The organism is Streptomyces callyspongiae, from assembly GCF_047200695.1.
Taxonomy (GTDB): Bacteria; Actinomycetota; Actinomycetes; order Streptomycetales; family Streptomycetaceae; genus Streptomyces.
Genome location: NZ_JBJZOM010000002.1, coordinates 146,264 through 163,990, shown reverse-complemented (window position 1 = coordinate 163,990; position 17,727 = coordinate 146,264). Strand labels below are relative to the sequence as shown.

Annotated in this window: 9 protein-coding genes; 5 read left to right on the top strand and 4 right to left on the bottom strand. The window is 71.7% G+C overall.

Features of this window, described 5'->3' with window-relative positions; genetic code table 11:
• Positions 1-227: 227 nt before the first annotated feature.
• From ACL06G_RS02455 to pglW, 3 genes are all read right to left on the bottom strand, one after another.
• Positions 228-413 (bottom strand): hypothetical protein, encoded by a 186-nt coding sequence (locus tag ACL06G_RS02455; RefSeq protein ID WP_412835293.1) that lies wholly within the window; start codon positions 411-413, stop codon positions 228-230.
• Between the two features lie 76 nt (positions 414-489).
• Positions 490-852, bottom strand: a complete 363-nt coding sequence (locus tag ACL06G_RS21585; protein WP_503167844.1) for a transposase domain-containing protein — start codon at positions 850-852, stop codon at positions 490-492.
• Between the two features lie 27 nt (positions 853-879).
• Positions 880-5,553: a BREX system serine/threonine kinase PglW gene (gene pglW, locus ACL06G_RS02440; protein WP_412835292.1), complete on the bottom strand. Its 4,674-nt coding sequence runs from the start codon at positions 5,551-5,553 to the stop codon at positions 880-882.
• Positions 5,554-5,933: 380 nt separating this feature from the next.
• On the opposite strand from pglW, the gene ACL06G_RS02435 reads away from it, so the two are divergent.
• Positions 5,934-8,048 carry a DUF2075 domain-containing protein gene (locus tag ACL06G_RS02435; protein WP_412835346.1) on the top strand — a complete coding sequence of 705 codons (2,115 nt, stop codon included), beginning with the start codon at positions 5,934-5,936 and terminating at the stop codon, positions 8,046-8,048.
• Between the two features lie 55 nt (positions 8,049-8,103).
• Here ACL06G_RS02435 and ACL06G_RS02430 read toward each other — a convergent pair whose 3' ends face one another.
• Positions 8,104-8,232, bottom strand: a complete 129-nt coding sequence (locus ACL06G_RS02430) for a DUF6408 family protein (RefSeq protein ID WP_412835291.1) — start codon at positions 8,230-8,232, stop codon at positions 8,104-8,106.
• Positions 8,233-8,597: 365 nt separating this feature from the next.
• Between ACL06G_RS02430 and ACL06G_RS02425 the strand changes: the two genes are divergently transcribed.
• Genes ACL06G_RS02425 through ACL06G_RS02410 form a run of 4 tightly spaced genes read left to right on the top strand, consistent with a single transcriptional unit; the run spans position 8,598 to position 17,048 of the window.
• Positions 8,598-10,208: a TIGR02677 family protein gene (locus ACL06G_RS02425; protein WP_412835290.1), complete on the top strand. Its 1,611-nt coding sequence runs from the start codon at positions 8,598-8,600 to the stop codon at positions 10,206-10,208.
• The gene (locus ACL06G_RS02420) at positions 10,205-11,455 is read left to right on the top strand and encodes a TIGR02678 family protein (RefSeq protein ID WP_412785001.1); all 1,251 of its coding nucleotides are present in this window, start codon (positions 10,205-10,207) and stop codon (positions 11,453-11,455) included. Before ACL06G_RS02425 ends, ACL06G_RS02420 begins: the two co-directional genes overlap by 4 nt.
• Positions 11,452-15,687 (top strand): TIGR02680 family protein, encoded by a 4,236-nt coding sequence (locus ACL06G_RS02415; protein WP_412835289.1) that lies wholly within the window; start codon positions 11,452-11,454, stop codon positions 15,685-15,687. The genes ACL06G_RS02420 and ACL06G_RS02415 overlap by 4 nt, the downstream gene beginning before the upstream one ends.
• Positions 15,678-17,048 carry a TIGR02679 family protein gene (locus ACL06G_RS02410; protein ID WP_412784999.1) on the top strand — a complete coding sequence of 457 codons (1,371 nt, stop codon included), beginning with the start codon at positions 15,678-15,680 and terminating at the stop codon, positions 17,046-17,048. Before ACL06G_RS02415 ends, ACL06G_RS02410 begins: the two co-directional genes overlap by 10 nt.
• Positions 17,049-17,727: the final 679 nt, after the last annotated feature.

Sequence of the window (17,727 nt, the reverse complement as noted above, 5' to 3'; positions counted from 1 at the left end):
GTGACGTTCTATCAGATGTTGTGATCGGTAGGTTCGTTGGGCCTTTCGATGGTCCCGGCTGTCGGTGCAGGGGGAAGAGTTGGAGCTTGACGGTGTGGGTGACGCGGGGTGGTGGCAGGCCCGTGGGGCCGCAGGGTGCGGTAGCCAGTGCCGCTGCGCTTGGCGGCTCGGGTGCGGCGCGTCCGGGGCGGGGCTTTACGGCCTCGCGGACCAGGTCGGTCTGGACGTCACGGGCCTTGGCGGCCAGTTGCCGAGAGGGAAAAGTCCGCGCCGACGGAGCGTCGGGCGGCGGCGAGGATCTGCTTGAAGCTGATGTGTGAAACCGGGAGATGCGCGTGGTGGGCGGTTTCGGCGACCAGGTGGTGGAGGGCCTGGTAGACGCAGAGCATGGCACATAGTTCCTGCTCGACCATGGCGGGGCTGTTGGAGCGCAGGGTCGCGGTGCGCCCACCGCACTGCTCGATCTTGATGTGCTTGAAGATCGTTTCGCTAGCGCGCCGTGTGGAGCTCCGCGAGCTCGCGGGCGGGCACCGCGGCTGGGGCGAGCAGTGTGGTGATCAGGGTGAACAGTTCGGAGGTCTCCTGGCTGACGCCCTCGGCGTCCAGGGTCGCGGTCACCACCGTGTACTCGACCACCCGCACTGAGGTAGGTGCCGTCTGACAGCACCCGGTCCATCGGCAGGGTGAAGGAGTCCGAGAAGCGCCACACACCGGCAGCCCCCGAGTGCGCACCTCCCAAACTCCGGTCTCCTCGATGACGAAGTCCACCAGCTCAGGTGGGAAGGTACGCGTCAGCCGGCCCCTCCGGACCCGCTCGGGGAAGCTGTCACCAACTATGTGATCTTGCGGCACGAGACCGGGACTCCAGTCGATCACGCGCTAGCGAAGCGATGTTGCGCCCACGCCACTCACGACACTCTCGTCCGTCGCCCCGGACAGGTAGTCCTTCTTCACCCACGAGTCCGGCAGGTCGATCCACTCGCCCAGGCCGGCCTGGTACGCCACCGCCGTGTGCCCGAGCTTCGGTTCGCGCGCGGGGTCCGCCTGCGGCACCAGCAGCCACAGCCCGCGTCCGCCCTGCCGGGCCGCCTCCGCCAGCCGGTCCAGGACGCCCATCCCGTCGTACCGGGCGAACACGGCCACCTCTGTCAGCAGCACCGGCCCCGCACCGGTCTCCGGTGCGAGCAGGTCCCGTACCTGCGGCTCCACCGTGCCCCAGGCTGTCCGCGCGTACTCGGCGAACTTGAGCGCACCCCGCGAACCCGGCTCCGCCACGTCCGCCTTGAGGAGCGTCTCCCACGTCGGTTTCGTGCCCGGTGGGACCAGGGCGTGCAAGGACTCCAGGAAGAGTGCGGTCACCGAGACCGGCTGTGCGCCGATGCGGTGGCCCGCCAGTCTCCGTATCGCCTCGACCGCGCGGCCGTGGTGCACCGTCAGGACCCGGTAGCCGTCCCGCCGTGCCGAGGCCAGCAGCCGTTCGTCGGCCCGGACGCCACTCGCCACCAGCGGGTCGTCGGAGTAGCGCGTCGCCGCGCCGGCCTGCGTCGACTGGCGCCAGTCGGCACTCGTCAGATAGGTGGACGCGCTGTCCATCCGCGTCGGGAGATACCGCAGCGTCCGCGTGACCTCGTGCGTGGACAGCGTCAGGTCGAAACCGGCCTCGCGCAGCGCCTTGGTGAGCGGTCCGTCGACCGGCAGGTCGTGCGTGCTGACGCCTCGGCGGTCCCTGATGACCAGCTCGGGGAACCGGGCCCGGACCCGCTCGTGTACGTCCTTGCTCGTCAGGCCGGGTTGCCGTCCTTCCGGCTGGCCCGGGATGAGCCGGACCAGCCCGGCCTGGGTGAGGCGCAGGGCCCGCACCAGGGGCAGGTCGCGGGGGTAGATCTCCAGCCGGGGCGTGGCCGCCGCGTTCTCCGACGCCGCCGCGGCCAGTTCGACCAGGCGGCGTTCGTCCCAGTCCACCGTGCCGGGCGGTGGCGTGAGCGCGCCCAGTTCGCTGAGCACGGTCGTGGCCGTCGGCAGCGTCTCCAGGCGGCTCAACCGGTCGGCGGTCCTGCCCAGGCGGGTGGCGTACTGGAGGAGTCCCGGAGCCGTCGGGGTGTCCGGGCCGTCGCCCTCCCGGACATCCAGCGCGAGCAGGCCCGCCGCCAGGACGTCCTCCGTCGCCTTGCGGTTCGCCTGGTGCTGGAACTGCGCCTCGTCCGGCTGGAGCTGCTCCACCTCCACCACCGCCCGTACGGCGGCCAGCGCCAGCGCGCGCCGCTGCTCACGCCCCGGCAGTTGCGTACCGCGTCGCACCGCCAACGCGTCGGCGATCTCCACTGCAGGGGCGACCCGGCCGAGACCCTCCAGCAGACCGACGATCTCGTCCCGCAGCACCCGGACCGCCGGATGCTTCTTCCAGCGCTGGCGCTCCTCCTTCAGCATCTGCGGGATGCGCCCGGCGGACAGGCCGAGCGTGTCCGCCACGTCCTTCTGCTTGGGCCACACGCCGATGCCGGGCAGCTCGCCGTGCTCGTCCGGGAGGCGCAGCAACAGCCGCACCATCTCGACCTTGTTCTGGTTGGAGCCGTTGTTGTTCCGCTCCGGGACGAAGAGCGTGGCCAACAGGTCCAGGCTCACCGAGCGCAGAGCGGACTCGGGCAGGTCCCCGGCTCCCTCGCCCACGGCCAGGGCGCCGGCGACCGCCGACTCGGTTGCGGTGAGCTGGGCGAGTTCCTCCTTCGCCTCCGCGCGGGCCTTCGGGGTGAGCGGGGAGAGAGGAGCCTCACGCAGCATCCGGCCCCACTGCCGCTGGCGGCGCTGCACCTCCGTGCGGGTCTTCGTGCCCAGGCCCGGAGCGTTGAGGAGCTTGGTGCGGCTGTAGTCCAGCAGCCCGCCCACCGTCGTGATCCCCAGGCCGTAGAGGAAGGACTCGGCGGCCGGGGAGAGGCCCGCGGCGGACAGGTGCGTCTCGCGGGTGGCCTTCGCCGCCACGAGGTCCCGCTGCTCCTCCGCCGTGAGCGGCTCGGCGTCCGCGATCGCCGCCTGACGGTCGTCCGTTGCCGGTTGCTGCGGGGCCGGCTCGGGGTGGCGGGAACGGTGACTGGACGGCGGCTTCTGCGAGGCGTCGAGGAAGATCTTCCGCCAGGCGTCCCGCATCGGCTTCAGGTCGGGGAAGCGCTGCGCCGCATCCCGGTGGAGGGCCTTGCGGAAGAAGGCGTCCAGCCCGTCCCGGACGAGGGGCTCGAAGGCGTCGGCCTGAATCGTCGGGTGCGGGACCTTCTTGGGGTCCGTCATCCTGGGCGGCACCGAGCCGTCGCCCCACTTCGGCAGCTCGCCCGACGCCATCTGGTGCAGGGTGACGGCGACGGCGTACCGCTCGGCGTGCGAGTCGTACGCGGTGCGGGTCAGGGTGCCGATGAACGGGTCGAGGTAGCCGTCGGTCCCGGCCTCGTAGTCCTTGGCCGGGTAGCCCGCCAGGGAGAAGTCGATGAGGACCAGCTCGCGGGTGCGGTTGGGGCGGATGCGGATCGCAATGTTGTCCGGCTTGATGTCGCGGTGCCAGACGCTCTCGCCCTCCAGGAAGTCCACGGCACCGAACAGGTAGTCGCCGTACGCCTCCAGCTGGTCCATCTTCAGCCGGCCGTCTTCGCGCAGCTGACGGGCGACCGTCTCCTCACGGCGGCGGGTGCGCGTGCCCGTGGCGGACCGGGTGGCCGGGTCGGAGTCCTCGCGTTCGTCGCCCACATACTCCAAGGCGAGCGCGGTCCGGGACCCGATGCGCAGCGGTTCCGGCTCGACGAGCCGGATCACCCGAGAGTCGGGACGCAGCCGGTTCATCACCTCCGCCTCGTGGACCAGCACCTGGCCTCGGCTGTCCGAGAGAGCCACCTTCAGAACGGCGAGCGGGCGGGACTTGCGCGCCTCGGCCTGGAGGTCGCGGACGAGGAAGGCCCGGCTGGTGGAGCCGGTGCCCAGGCGCCGGCGTACTTCCCAGCGTCCGTCGAGCACATCGCCGGCCACCGCCTCCAGCGGATCCTTGTCGGAGTCTTTCTCCGATTCCGGATCGTGGGCTGAGGCCGGGGCGGTCAGGCCGTCCTCCACGATTTCCAGCATCTCCAGGAACTCGTCCACCGAGGACAGCCGCTGATCGGGCCGGTACGCCGTCGCCGCCTGCACCAGCTCGTCGATGTCCCCGGAGAGGTCGTCGACCAGCGAACTGGGCCGCAGGCCCTTGCCCGCCTCCAGCCACGCCAGCAGTTCGGCCTGGCTCGCGGCCGGAGCCCGCCCCGTGGCCAGGAGATAGGTGAGGACGCCGAGGCCGTACACGTCCAGGTGGACGGGGTCGGGCTTGGGGGCGGTCAGCTCCGGTGCGAAGTAGGCGTCGGAGTCTTCCGAGAGGTGCGTCGCCGAGAGCGCGGTGGGCGCGAAGCGCGTCGCGCCCCCGCCGGTGCCCGCCGTGTCGGAGGTGCGCTGGGTGGCGATCTGCCAGTCGGAGATCTCCAGACGGGGGCTGAGCCAGGCGGCGTCCTCCCCGATCGCCCGCCCGCGTCGGCCCCGGTCGCGGGGGATCACGTGCACGGCGCGGGCGGTCAACGCTCGGTGGTGGAGCCGTGCGGAGTGCGCGGAGCGCATCGTCTCGGCGAGCTGGCGGACCAGCGCCATCCGGCCGAGGATGTCGAGGCTCTTGCCGTGCTGGAGCAGGTACTCGTCGAGGCGCAGCGTGCGCGGATCGTAGTCGAAGATCAGGGCAGGGCCCGCGGAGTGCCCCGAGGGGAAGTACTGCTTGAGCTGAACGACGCCGGGGTGCTTGAACCGCTGCAGCACGGCCGCCTCACGGCGGGCCGCGCTCTCCACCGACCGGCGGAGCGACGCGTCCGACCCGCGCTCACTCAGGTAGACGCGCACCCGCGCCACCTCGGACAACTCGCTGTGTTCCGCCGTGTAATCGGCCCAGGTCGGGCCGGTGTCGAAGGCTTTGCGGGCCAGCTGGTACGGGCCGACCTTGTACTCGGCATCGCTCCGCCGGATACCGATCCGGTCGAGCGCGGACTTGATCTCGCGGGAACCGGCAGCCGTGATGCGGCGCCGCTCGTCACGCGGCGGCTGCATCAGCATCGCGACCAGCTCGTCCACGGTGTGGACGCCGTTCTGGTCGTGGGCGGGCAGGCGCACGCGCAGCCCGCCGTCGGTGAAGCAGACGGCTTCGCCCACCCACACCCGCCTGCCGTTCTGGCCGAGCAGGGTGGCCAGCTCCTTCGCCTTCTTGTTGACGAGGTGCAGCGGGTTGCCGTGCGGGCGGCGATGACCACTGGGCGTGGTCTGGATCCAGGTGCCGTTCTCACTGGTCACCGAGCCATGCCAGTCCTTGAGTTCGATCATGCACACGCCGCCCGGAGCGACGACGAGGAGATCGACCTCGCGGACGTGGCCCGTGTGGGAGGTGAAGGTGAAGTTCGACCAGGCCCGCCAGGGGTCGGCGTCCGGCAACTTCTTCCGGATGGCCTCCAGGCCACGGCGTTCGTGGTCGAACTCGGACTCGGTGACCGTGGTCCACCGGCCTTCCCGCATGCGCCGCCCCGCTTCTCGACACCCCGTCTGTACTGCCCGTCCGCAGTCGGCGTTACGCGCCGTTTCCACCGAAGCGCGGACCGGACAAATCCTAGACGAGTCTCTCCGACTACGTTCAGTCGTCGGCTCAAGGCGGTGAGGGAAGCCAGGCAGTCCGACCACAGGGAGATCGTGTCTTCCGCAGTGGGTCCACGCCCGGGCATCGGCTTGTTGAACTACCCGACTTGCCCTGGGCTCCGTCCCTGCGATGCCCCACCCCGGTGTCGGTGAATCGCGACTCCGTAGGATCATCCGCACCGGTTGCGGCCCGATGGGCTTCCCCAGGGACATGCCCCCACCCGCACGAGTCACTCGTGCTCTGGGGGAACCTCCTCGTGTCCATGCTCCTGCTGAGGTTGGCTGCGCAGGACCTGCTCGCTCTGAACTCCCGGCGTCGGATGGTGCCGCATCTCGCCGCCAGGTGGCGACACTTCCGCGGCAGAGATGCCTCGGAGACCGAACGCGCCGCGTGGGCGGAGAGTCTGGTGAGTCTCGCCTCCGATCTGGTTGCAGCCGACCGGGGGAACGTGGAAATGATCGTGGAGTGCGGGGCGACGATCGACGAAAGCGGCCGCCAGGACGGTGCCCACCTCATCGACGTCGTCCTGGTGGGGCGTCACCCCGTGGCCCACAACATCTCCGTGCAACTCGTAGAGCTGAAGCGCTGGTCCACAGTGACCCGAGTGGAGTCGGCCGCCGCTGACCTGGTGCATGTGCCGGGGATGGGCCGCAAGAAGCATCCAACGCTGCAACTACACGGACATCATCAAGCCTTCACCGGCCATAGGGGGCCGCTGAACGGTCTCAGCTTCGAATGCGGCGGCTTCGCCTACCTCCACAACGCCACGCAAGCGTCTGTGCGCCCTCTGATCGACGTCGATGCGCCCACCGGTGCCTACGCCCGCGTGTACACCGGCGATGTACGTGAAGCGCTCTTCTCCGACCTGCAAGCGCACTTCGACGTCGAAGGCGGTGCCACCGAAGCAGAGATCCTTCTTTCCAGGATGGGCCTGCGCAACACCCGCTTGCTGGACGCCATGATCTGGTCGAACGGTGAAGACACCGTCTTCACGCTCCGAGGGCGGCAGAAGCTGGTCGCCGACGAGATCATGGCGAAGGCATCGAAGACGCTTCCGGATCTTCGGAACCCTGCCCTTGTCCAGGACGAGCGGCGTGTGATCTTTCTGGTGACCGGTGGCGCCGGTACGGGCAAGAGCGCGGTAGCGCTCCAGCTCAAGGCCGACCTGGAGCGCCAGGGCAGGACGGTCAACTACGCCAGCGGCAGTCGTGCCTTCAACGGAGCGATGCAGGAGCACGTCGGCTTCGGCGACAAGGAGTTCCAGGAGACGTTCACCTACTTCTACAACTACGTCACGCCACCGGATCCGCCCCTGGACGTCCTCATCTGTGACGAGGCGCATCGACTGCGGGACCGCTCGTACAACCGGTTCTGGCCCCCGGAGGAGCAAGGCACACAGCCCCAGGTGGACGAGCTCCTCGACGCCTCCCGTCTGGCGGTGTTCTTCCTCGACGAGAAGCAGACGGTGCGGCCGAAGGAGGTCGGCACCGTCGAGCTGATCCAGGCGGCGGCCGAGCGGCGAGGCGCGCATCTCCTGCAGTACCGGCTGCGGGAGCAGTTTCGATGTGGCGGTAGCGACGCCTACATCCGCTGGGTCAAAGCGGTTCTCGGGCTGACGGACCACGAGCCCGAGCAGTGGACTCCCGACGGGCTCATGCACGTCGAGGTCGTCGACACCCCGGGAGAACTCGAGGAGATCATCCGTACAGAAGCGCTCGCCGGAGCCTCAGCACGGATGGTGGCGGGCTACTGCTGGCCCTGGACGGAGCCCCTCGGCAGGGAGAAGAGGCTGGAGGCCGATGTACGCATCGGCGACTGGCATCGCCCCTGGAACGCCAAGACCGACGCGTTCTGCGAGAACGGTGTGCCTCCCTCGAAGGTCTGGTCCGTCCATGAGAACGGCCTCGGCCAGATCGGCTGCGTGTACACGGCCCAGGGGCTCGAGTGGGACTGGTGCGGAGTGATCATGGGTGAGGACATGGTGCGCCGTGACGGCCGGTGGGTGTTCCGGCGCGGTGAGGAGCGCAAGTATGCGGGGTCGAAGGTCAGACGCGTCCGGGTACCGGGGTCGTTCGACCCCAAGGTGAAGGCCGCAAGCGTAGGTGACGACGAATTCTCCCGGCTCGTGCGTCACGCCTACCACGTGCTGCTCACTCGGGCGAGTCGCGCGACGGTCATTCACTCCACGGACGAGGAGACCCGTGCCTATCTGAAAGACCGGGTCGGCGACGTGCAGATACATGGGTTGCGCCCCACGTGGGAGAACTTGTCGCGGGAGATGCGCACGCCGCCGTTGCCACGTCCCAGTCGGGGGCGGCGCAAGCGTCGGCGGAGGAACAAGCCGTCGAAGATGGTGGAGGAGCTTCCCCTGTTCTGAACGGAGACGCCCGACAGGGAGGTGGCGGGCTCACCGGGCCCGCCACTCGCCCGTGTCAGATGACCAGGCGCGCTGCAACGGTCAGCGACGCCACCACGAGGTTGGCGATGACGCCCACGGCGACATCCACCAGGATCCGACGAAGCCGAATCCGACGTGCGGCCTTGTAGTCAACGAGGTTCACGTGTCACCACTCCTTGGTGTGAAGGGAATGGCAGGGACCGCCCTACCGGGCATCCGCTAGTCACACCGCGTGCAACACGCGATGGAGACCATTCGTCCATCACAGCCTGGAACGGCCCACTGAACGCCGCTGACGTACCCTCCGGGAAGGTGCGCGCAGCGAGATCAACATTAGTGCACGCTCGAGACAGCCGTGGCACGGGCCGCCTCGGTCGCGTCCTTGGCGAGGGTGCGCCCGAAGTCTCACGCTCCAGGGCAAGGTGGCTGGATCGGAGCCGGAGTCGAGGGCGGCTGCTGAGGAGGCAGGTGAACGGAATCCGGACACCACGCACACGGCTGGGCAGCGGTCCGGGATAATGCCCCGCAATGACCTCGCCGCCTTCGCAGCCCGCCGGCACAGACGCCACTGACTACGCCCCCTTCGCCCACCTGACCGCGCCCAACGCCGCCCTCTACCGCGCGGTGATGCGGACGTTCCTCGCCGCCAAGGAGCGGTTCGCGGTGCACCTGCGGCCGGAGGACGTGCACGCCGCGATGGCGGCCGGTGAGCGGCCGACGGACCCGGAGGCCGTGGTGAAGGCGCTGGACGCCCTCGTCGGCTGGGGGAACCTGAGGGCCGACCCGGACACCGCGCGGGTGACGGCGGTGGAGGACTTCTACCGGAAGCGGTTCATCTACCAGCTCACCCGCGCCGGCGAGGCCACCGAGGCCGCGCTGGGCACGTACGACGAGGTGCTGGGGCGCCGCGGCGAGCTGCAGGCGGTCGCGCTGCACGACATCGTCACGCAGTTGCGGGCACTGCTCGTGATCGCGGCGGAGGAGGAGCCCGACCCGGCGAAGACATACGTCGCCCTGTCCGTGCTCACCTCGCGCTTCACCGATCTCGCCGACAACGCCCGCGCGTTCATGGGCTCGCTGCAGCGCACCATCGACCTGCACGACGTGGAGGTCGAAGCCTTCCTCGCCTACAAGGACCGGCTCATCCAGTACCTGGAGCGGTTCATCCAGGATCTCATCACCCTCGGCGGGCGCATCGCCGCACTGATCGGCGAGCTGGAGTCCCAGGGGCGGGTCGGACCGCTGCTGGATCTGGCCGCCGTCCGGGACGCCGCCGACGCCGCTCCCGAGGACGCCGCGCAGGCCGAGAAGGCGGCACGGACCCGATGGGCGGCGAGGTGGTCCGGGCTCGCGGAGTGGTTCGTGTCGGGCGAGGGCCGCGAGTCGCAGGCCAGGCTGCTGCGTGGCCGGGCCCTCAACGCCATCCCGCAGCTTCTCGCCGTCGTACGGCAGCTGAACGAGCGGCGGGCCGGACGCTCGGACCGGTCGGCCGACTTCCGCGAGCTGGCACGCTGGTTCGCGGAGGCGCCGGACGACGAGACGCGGCACCGACTGTGGCGGGTGGCCTTCGGCCTGTACCCGTCCCGGCATCTCACCGCCGACGCCGACACCCTCGCCGAGCGGTCCTCCCGGCCCGAACCGGCCTCGACACCCTGGGCACGGGCGCGGCCGCTCCGCATCAGCCCGCAGCTGCGCCGCACCGGAAGCTACGAACGGCGCGGGAAACCCCGCAGGGTGACCGACCGCAGCGACGCCAGACGCGAACTCGCCGAGATCGCCGCCCGGCAGGCCGAGCAGGCTCGCGAGGCGCGGGCCCGGCTCGTCACGGACGGCCCGGTCCGGCTGTCCCGGCTGGGAGAACTGGACCCGCGCGCCTTCGACCTGTTCCTGCGCCTGCTCGGTGATGCCCTCGCCACCTGGCGCCCGGACATGACGCACACCACGGCCACCAGCGGGGACGGTTCGATGGAGATCCGGCTGACCGCGCTCGACGACGGCACCACAGCCGAAGTGCGCACGCCGCACGGCGTGTTCAGCGGACCGGACCACCTGGTCGACATCGCCGCTGCCGGCCTCGTCGGACCCGGACCGCAGCCGGAGAGCGCCCCCGCCGTGCGGCACACCGAGGGGGCGCGATGACCGGGCCGCTCACCGAAGTCCTCGACGGCCAGCGCGAGGCCGACCTCCGGCGCGCCGCACGCGCCCTGCTGAAGGAACCGCTGCTCACCGCCGACGGACCGCACGCCGACGCGTTCCGTCTGGTGCGGCGGCACGCCTCCGAGCTGCGGGAGTGGTTCGAGCGCAACGCCGGCTGGTCCCTGCGCACGGACGCCGACACCGCGCGGCTGCGCAAGACACCGGGCGTCCTCACCGACAGCACGCACCCGGCCCGCGAGACCGGACGGGCCGCCCTGCCCTTCACCCGGCGCCGCTACGTCCTGCTGTGCCTGACCCTGGCCGCCCTGGAACGCGGCGAGTCCCAGGTGGCGCTCGGACGGCTCGCCGAACAGGTCGTGCTGGCCGCCGCCGACCCCGAACTCACCACCGCCGGGATCACCTTCACCCTGGAGCGGCGCGACGAACGCCTCGACCTCGCGGCCGTGGTACGCCTCCTGCTGCGGTTCGGCGTGCTGCGGCGGGTCGCTGGCGACGAAGACTCCTACGTCAGCGGCTCCGGCGACGTGCTGTACGACGTGCGGCGGCGGGTGCTGGCCGGCATGCCCGCCACCCTGCGCGGACCGTCCCTGATCGAGGCGCGCGACACCGACGAGCGCCTCGCGGAGATGACCGCGCAGACCGCCCTGGACAGCGACGAACTGCGCTTTCGCGCCATCCGCTGGAAGCTGACCCGGCTCCTCCTCGACGAACCGGTGCTGTACTACGACGACCTGGCGGACGACGAACTCGCCTACCTCACCCGCCAGCGCGGCTTCCTCACCGCCCGGATCGGTGAACTCACCGGCCTGGTCGCCGAGGTGCGCGCCGAAGGCATCGCCATGGTCGATCCCCTGGACGACCTCACCGACGTCCGCATGCCCGAACAGGGCACGCACGGCCACATCACCCTGCTGCTCGCCGAGCACCTGGCGCAGGCGGGACGGCCCGTCGAGCCCGCGGAACTGGCCGCCCGGGTACGCGAACTCGCCGCGGAACACGGCAGCTTCTGGTCCAAAGCGGCGCGCGAACCGGGAGCCGAACCCGAACTGGTCGAGCAGGCACTGACGAAGCTCACTGCCCTGGGGCTCGTCGCACGCACCGACCAGGGCGTCGTCCCCCGGCCGGCGCTCGCACGGTACGCGGTCGGCGAGGCGGTCGTCCGGGAGGCGCAACCCGCCGCACGCCGCGCCGCCGCCCAGCAGAACACGACACGGAAAGGCGCACGGTGAACCGCGTCCCGACCACCCTCCCCGCCCCCGCTCCCGGCCGCTGGCGGCCCCTGCGCCTCGGGCTCGTCGACCTGTTCCACTACGACGCCGAGGAGTTCTGGTTCCGGGACGGCCGGCTGCTGCTGCGCGGCAACAACGGCACCGGAAAGTCGAAGGTCCTCGCCCTCGCCCTCCCCTTCCTGCTGGACGGCGACCTCTCGGCGCGCCGCGTCGAACCCGACGGCGACCCCGGCAAGCGGATGGAGTGGAACCTCCTCCTCGGCGGCGCCCACCCCCACCCCGAGCGGCTCGGCTACACCTGGATCGAGTTCGGCCGGCTCGACGACACCACCGGCGAGCCGCACGTCCGCACGCTGCTGTGCGGGCTGAAGGCGGTCACCGGCCGCGGCATCGCCCGGCACTGGTTCGCCGTGACCGACCAGCGCGTCGGCGCGGACCTGCACCTGGTCGACGCCACCCGCACCGCCCTGTCCCGCGACCGTCTCGCCGAGGCGATCGGTACCCGCGGCATGGTGTACGACACGGCGAAGACCTACCGCAGAGCGGTCGACGAGGCACTGTTCGGGCTCGGAGAACGCCGCTACGCCGCACTCGTCGACCTCCTCATCCAGCTGCGCCAGCCGCAGCTGTCCAAACGGCCCAGCGAGGCGGCCCTGTCGAAGGCGCTGACCGAAGCCCTGCCGCCGATGGACCAGGCCGTCGTCGCGGACGCCGCCGAGGCGTTCCGGTCGCTCGACGAGGAGAAGGAGGAGCTGCGGGCGGCACGCGAGGCGGAACAGGCCTCGTCGGGATTCCTCGACCACTACCGCCGCTACGCCCGCATCGCCTCCCGCCGCCGGGCCCGCCTGCCGCGCACCGAGCACGCACGGTACGCACACCTGCAGCGCGAACTCGCCACCGCACACGGCGACCACGAACAGGCTGCCGCGGACCGGGAGAAGGCGCTGGAGCAGGCGGCCGCCCTGGACGAACGCTCGGCGCGACTCACCGCGCAGGACGCCGCGCTGCGCAGCGGCCCGGAGATGCGCGATGCCCGCGCACTGGAACAGGCCGCAGCGGACGCCACCCGCACGGCCGGGGAACGTACGCGTGCCGAGGCCGACCGGCGCACGGCCGCGGACGCGCACGCCCGGGCCGCCGGCCGCCTCGCCACCGCCGGCAACCGTCTTTCCGCCGCGCAGGAGGCGTGGGACGACCTCCGGCGCCGGGTGGCGGACAGCGCCGCAGCCGCCCGGCTGGACACTCCCCGGACGGAAGGAGCACCCGCAGCGGTCCTGCGGCGGGAGGCCGACGAGGCGACGGCGCGCCGGCAGCGTGCCGTGGCGCATGTCGAGGAACTCGCCGAGCGGTCGGAACGGGCCGAGGAGGAACGGCGCTCCGCGCAGGTGCGGGCCGACGAGGCCGACGAGGAGGTCGTGCACAGCGGTGAGCGTCTCGCGGAGGCGGAGGACGGTGTGGCCGAGGAGGGCCGGACGCTCGTCGCGGCCGTGCGGGACCACCTGTCCGGCTGTGCGGAGTTGCGGCTGCCCGGGCTTCCGGGCCTGCTCGACGCCGTGCAGGAATGGACGACCGGCGCGGAGGGCCCGCACCCGGCACGCGTGGCCGCGGCCGAAACGCATCGGACCCGCACCGCAGAGCTGGCCGACCGGTCCGCCGAGCTGACACACCGGGACGCCGGCCTGGCGGACCGGCAGAAACTCTCGGCAGAGGAACTGACCGCCCTCGAAACCGGCAGCCGTCGCAGCCCGGAACCGCCGCACACCCGCTCACCCGAAGCCCGCAACGGGGCCGCCGGCGCCCCGCTGTGGCGACTCGTCGACTTCCGCCCCCAGGTCACCGACAGCGAGCGGGCCGGGCTGGAAGCCGCGCTGGAGGCGTCGGGACTCCTCGACGCCTGGGTCCGTCCGGACGGCTCCGCGCTGGCCGCCGACGGCCACGACGTACTCCTCGCCCCCGCCGCCTCGCCCGACTCTCCGCACCCGGCCCATCGGGCAGGACTCGACCAGGTGCTCTGCCCCGCGGCCGACCCCGCGGACGAGGGCGCGCGGGCCGTGGGAGAGCCCACGGTCGCCCGGCTGCTCGCCGCGATCGGCTTCGCCGAAGAGCGCGGCACCGGTGACGGCGAGCCCGTCCATCCTGTCGGCGGCACCGACACCTGGATCTCCGCGGACGGGCGCTTCCGCATCGGCGCGCTGACCGGCAGTTGGGCCAAGGACACCGCGCAGTACGTCGGCGAAGGCGCGCGGGAGCAGGCCCGCCGGGCCCGCATGCGCGAACTGCGCACCGTGCTGGCGTCCCTGGAGACCGAACGGCACCAGCTGGCGGAGGAACTGCGCACCCTCTCCGAGCGTCGTGCGGTGCTGGACGCGGAACTCGCCGCCGTACCGGGCGACGACGCCCTGCGCCACGCCCACGCCCGCGTCACGGCGGCCGCCGACGCGGTGCGGCGGGCACGCCTACGGCACGACGAGCGAACCGCCCGGCTGAGCAGCGTGTCCCGGAACGCCGACCGCGCGCTGGGTGAACTGGCCGAAGCAGCGGGCGACATGCATCTCCCCACCGACCGGCCCGGACTGAGGGGCGTGCGGCAGGCTCTCGCCGACCACACGACCCTGCTCGCCGGACTCTGGCCTGCCCTGCGCGAGCGGACGGATGCCGCGCACGCCGTGGACGAGGAGCGCACGGAGAACGACCGTGCCGAACACCTTGTCACCGAACTGGCCCAGCGGGCCGCCGAGGCCGCGCGGCTCGCGGCAGCGGCGGACGAACGCCACGCCACCCTCCGCTCCACGGTCGGAGCCGCCGTCGCCGACCTCGAGCGGCGACTGGCCGAGACAGCGTCCGGACTGCACACCTGTCAGGACGAACAGCGCCGGGTGCAGGAGGAGTTCAACGACGCGACCCGACGGGCCGGCCACGCCGAGGGACGCATCCAGCAGCTGGGCGAGGACGTCGCCGACGCGACGGCCGACCGGGAACGCGCCGTCGCCGGCCTGCAGCGTTTCGCCGCGACCGGACTGCTCACCGTCGCCCTCCCCGACATGGACGTGCCGGACACCGACGCAGGCGCCTGGGCTGCCACCCCCGCCGTCGGCCTCGCCCGCGCCGTGGAGTCCCGGCTCTCCGACGTCGACGACTCGGACGCAGCCTGGGAGCGGGTGCAGAAGCGTGTGAGCGAGGAGTTCGGCAGACTGCAGGACGCGCTGTCCCGGCACGGACACACCGCGACCGCCCGGCCCAGCGAGGACGGCATGCGGGTCGACATCGTCTACCAGGGCCGGGAACGGGCCGTCCCCGAACTCGCCGACGCCCTGGCCACCGAAGTCGCCGAACTCACCCGCATCCTGTCCGCCCACGAGCGCGAGATCCTCGAAACCCACCTGATCACCGAGGTAGCCGGCACCCTCCAGGAGCTGATCGGTACCGCGGAACGCCAGGTACAGGCCATGAACACCGAACTGGAGGAACGTCCGACCTCCACGGGGATGACGCTGCGCCTGGTGTGGCGGGCCTCCCGCCACGCCCCGCAGGGACTCGCCCAGGCCCGGGAACGGCTGCGCCAGTCCGCCGACGCCTGGTCGCCGGAGGACCGGACCGCCGTCGGGGCGTTCCTGCAGGAACAGATCGCACGTCGGCAGGCCGACGACAGCACCGGCAGCTGGCTGGAGGACCTCACCGCCGCACTCGACTACCGCTCCTGGCACGAGTTCGGTGTCGAACGCCACCAGCACGGCAAATGGGTACCGGCCACCGGGCCCGCTTCGGGCGGCGAACGCGCCCTGGCCGCCTCCGTGCCCCTCTTCGCCGCGGCGTCCTCCCACTACGCGAGCGCGGCCGGCGCGCACGCCCCGCGCCTGGTCACCCTCGACGAGGCGTTCGCCGGCGTGGACGACGACTCCCGCGCCAAGTGCCTGGGCCTGCTGCACGCCTTCGACCTCGACGTCGTCATGACCAGCGAACGCGAATGGGCCTGCTACCCGCAGGTCCCCGGAATCGCCATCGCACAGCTGTCCCGCGTCGACGACATCGACGCCGTCCTGGTCACCCGATGGGAGTGGAACGGCAGCGAGCGGCGACGCGGAAGCGAGCCGGGCTCCGCCGTGGAGGCACGGGAGATCCCCGCCCAGCCCGACGGCCGTGACAGGGCCGAAGAGGACGCGCCCGCACCCACCGCCGGAACGGTACGCACCGCCGGTCCCGGCGTCACGGGACAGGAACCGGCGTGGAACTGAACCCCTCGTCGCCGCCTTCGTCGCCCTCCTCGTCGGCCGAACGGCCGTCCGCGGCCCGGCCGCCGGGGGAATGCGGGGCATCGAGCGCCACCGAGGCGGCAGAACAGCCCGGAACGCCGCAGGCCGAGGCAGGGGTCGACACCGAACGCCTGCAACGGCTGCTCGGGGACCCCGGCCTGGCATGGCTCCTGGACCGCCTCCGCCGCCGCCTCGCCCAGGGGCGCGGGCTGACCGGAACGGTCACCCTGGCGCAGCCCGACGCCTGCCAGCGCCGGGCTGCCGAGCGCCTTCTGGGACGGGCTCCGGGTGCCGGCACGTCCCTGACGGTCCGTCTCGAGGCGGTGGACGCGGTGCTGCGCCACTCGGGCGTCAGCCCCCACGGGCTGCAGGCCGCCCTGCACGCCCTCGCCGGGCCCGTCGTCCCCCGGGCCGAGATACGGGAACGGGAGGCGCAGGCATGGGAGGAGGCCCTGGAGCCGCTTTCTGCGCTGGGGGCCGAACTGGGCGACTGGGCCGAGCGGATGCGCAGGGACGGCCTGGTGCGGCGCCTCGCACGGACACCGGAAGCTGCCGGGCCGCTGGTGACCGCCACCGTGCAGGCTCTGCGCCTGCTGCCCTTGGTTCCCCCGATGCCGCGGTCGGCGTTCGCAGCGCGGTACCTCGCCGGCGCTCACGCGCTGGACGAAGGAACGCCGCTGGCCACCCTCGTCCTCTCGGGAATCCGGGCCCTCACGGACTTCCCCGAGGGCGCCGGAGCCGAGTGGCGGCGCGCGGCCTGGGCTGCCGGCGGCCTGCTGCGGGACGACGTGTCGTCCACCGTGCTGACCCTCAACCTGCGCGGCACACCGGCCCTCGACTGGATGGCCGACGAGGGCGAGCCTGCGGTGGTGACGCTGCGCGCACTCACTCGCCACGACGTCGGTGCGATCACCGCGCCCGCGGGAGCCGTCCACGTCTGCGAGAACCCCGCCGTCCTGTCCGCCGCTGCCGACTCCCTCGGCCCGGCCTGTCCTCCCCTGGTGTGCCTCCAGGGGCAGCCCTCCGCGGCCGCGCTCACCCTGCTGCGCGCCTTGTCCGCGCAGGGAGCCGACGTCCTGTACCACGGTGACTTCGACTGGGGCGGCATGCACATTGCCACCACCTTGCGGCGCGGTGTGCCCTGGCAGCCCTGGCGCTACTCAGCGGTCGACTACGGGGCTGCCGTGGCCCGGGCGCGCGAGCCGCAGGGGCTCACGGGCACGCCGGTTCCGACACCGTGGGACCCGATGCTGAGCGCCGCTCTGGCCGAGTACGGCGTCCGCGTCGAGGAGGAGTCGGTGATCGACGACCTTCTCCTCGACCTGGAGGAGCGGGCTCGTTGAGGCACCGCCACGGGCGACGACATTCCGTTGCCGGACCTCCCGGCCGCGCCACTGCCGTCCCCATGGCGTCGCGGCTCCGCATTCGGTGCGAGGAGTGTCGACGACCGTTTCCGAATCGTGTTCTGTTCCGTGCCGGGAGGCGCGGCGCGTCACTCGCCCGCACGAACCGGTGGAAGCGGTGACAATCCGGGCACGCCTGGTCGCAGGGGGTACTCCTTATACCGGAAGTGGTCCGCCGTGGGCCAGTGAGCGGAAACAACGGACATACCCGCCGCCCGAATCCTGAACTGTCGGACTTGCGAGAGTGCTTGACCGGGTGTCAGTCGACTGATTAGAAAACGCGGCGCCGATACGTGCGACCTGCAACCAAGCGGGCGCGCACGAACCGGTGCCACTGACATGACGATTGACATCAGGAAAGGGTTGCAGTGAGACCCAGACTGGGCAGGCTGATCGCTTGCCTGGCGGTATCCGCGGTGACCACCACCGCGCTGCCCCAGGTCGCGTACGCAGCGCCTGCATCGGGTGACGACGACGGCAAGGGCGTCGTCGACACCGTCAAGGATTGGTTCAGCAGCGACGACGGACCGGAGCTCGCCGAGCCGCCGTCGCACGACGAGCTCGGGATGGCGGAGCGTCAGAAGCTCCCGAAGGGCCGTGCGGAGTCCGCCGCGAAGCG

What these genes read in the sequence shown, in the direction of transcription:
- ACL06G_RS02420 (WP_412785001.1), top strand. Translation starts at nt 10,205, where the DNA reads ATGACCGGGCCGCTCACCGAAGTCCTCGACGGCCAGCGCGAGGCCGAC.
- pglW (WP_412835292.1), bottom strand. Translation starts at nt 5,553, where the DNA reads ATGCGGGAAGGCCGGTGGACCACGGTCACCGAGTCCGAGTTCGACCAC.
- ACL06G_RS02435 (WP_412835346.1), top strand. Translation starts at nt 5,934, where the DNA reads ATGCTCCTGCTGAGGTTGGCTGCGCAGGACCTGCTCGCTCTGAACTCC.
- ACL06G_RS02455 (WP_412835293.1), bottom strand. Translation starts at nt 413, where the DNA reads ATGGTCGAGCAGGAACTATGTGCCATGCTCTGCGTCTACCAGGCCCTC.
- ACL06G_RS02425 (WP_412835290.1), top strand. Translation starts at nt 8,598, where the DNA reads ATGACCTCGCCGCCTTCGCAGCCCGCCGGCACAGACGCCACTGACTAC.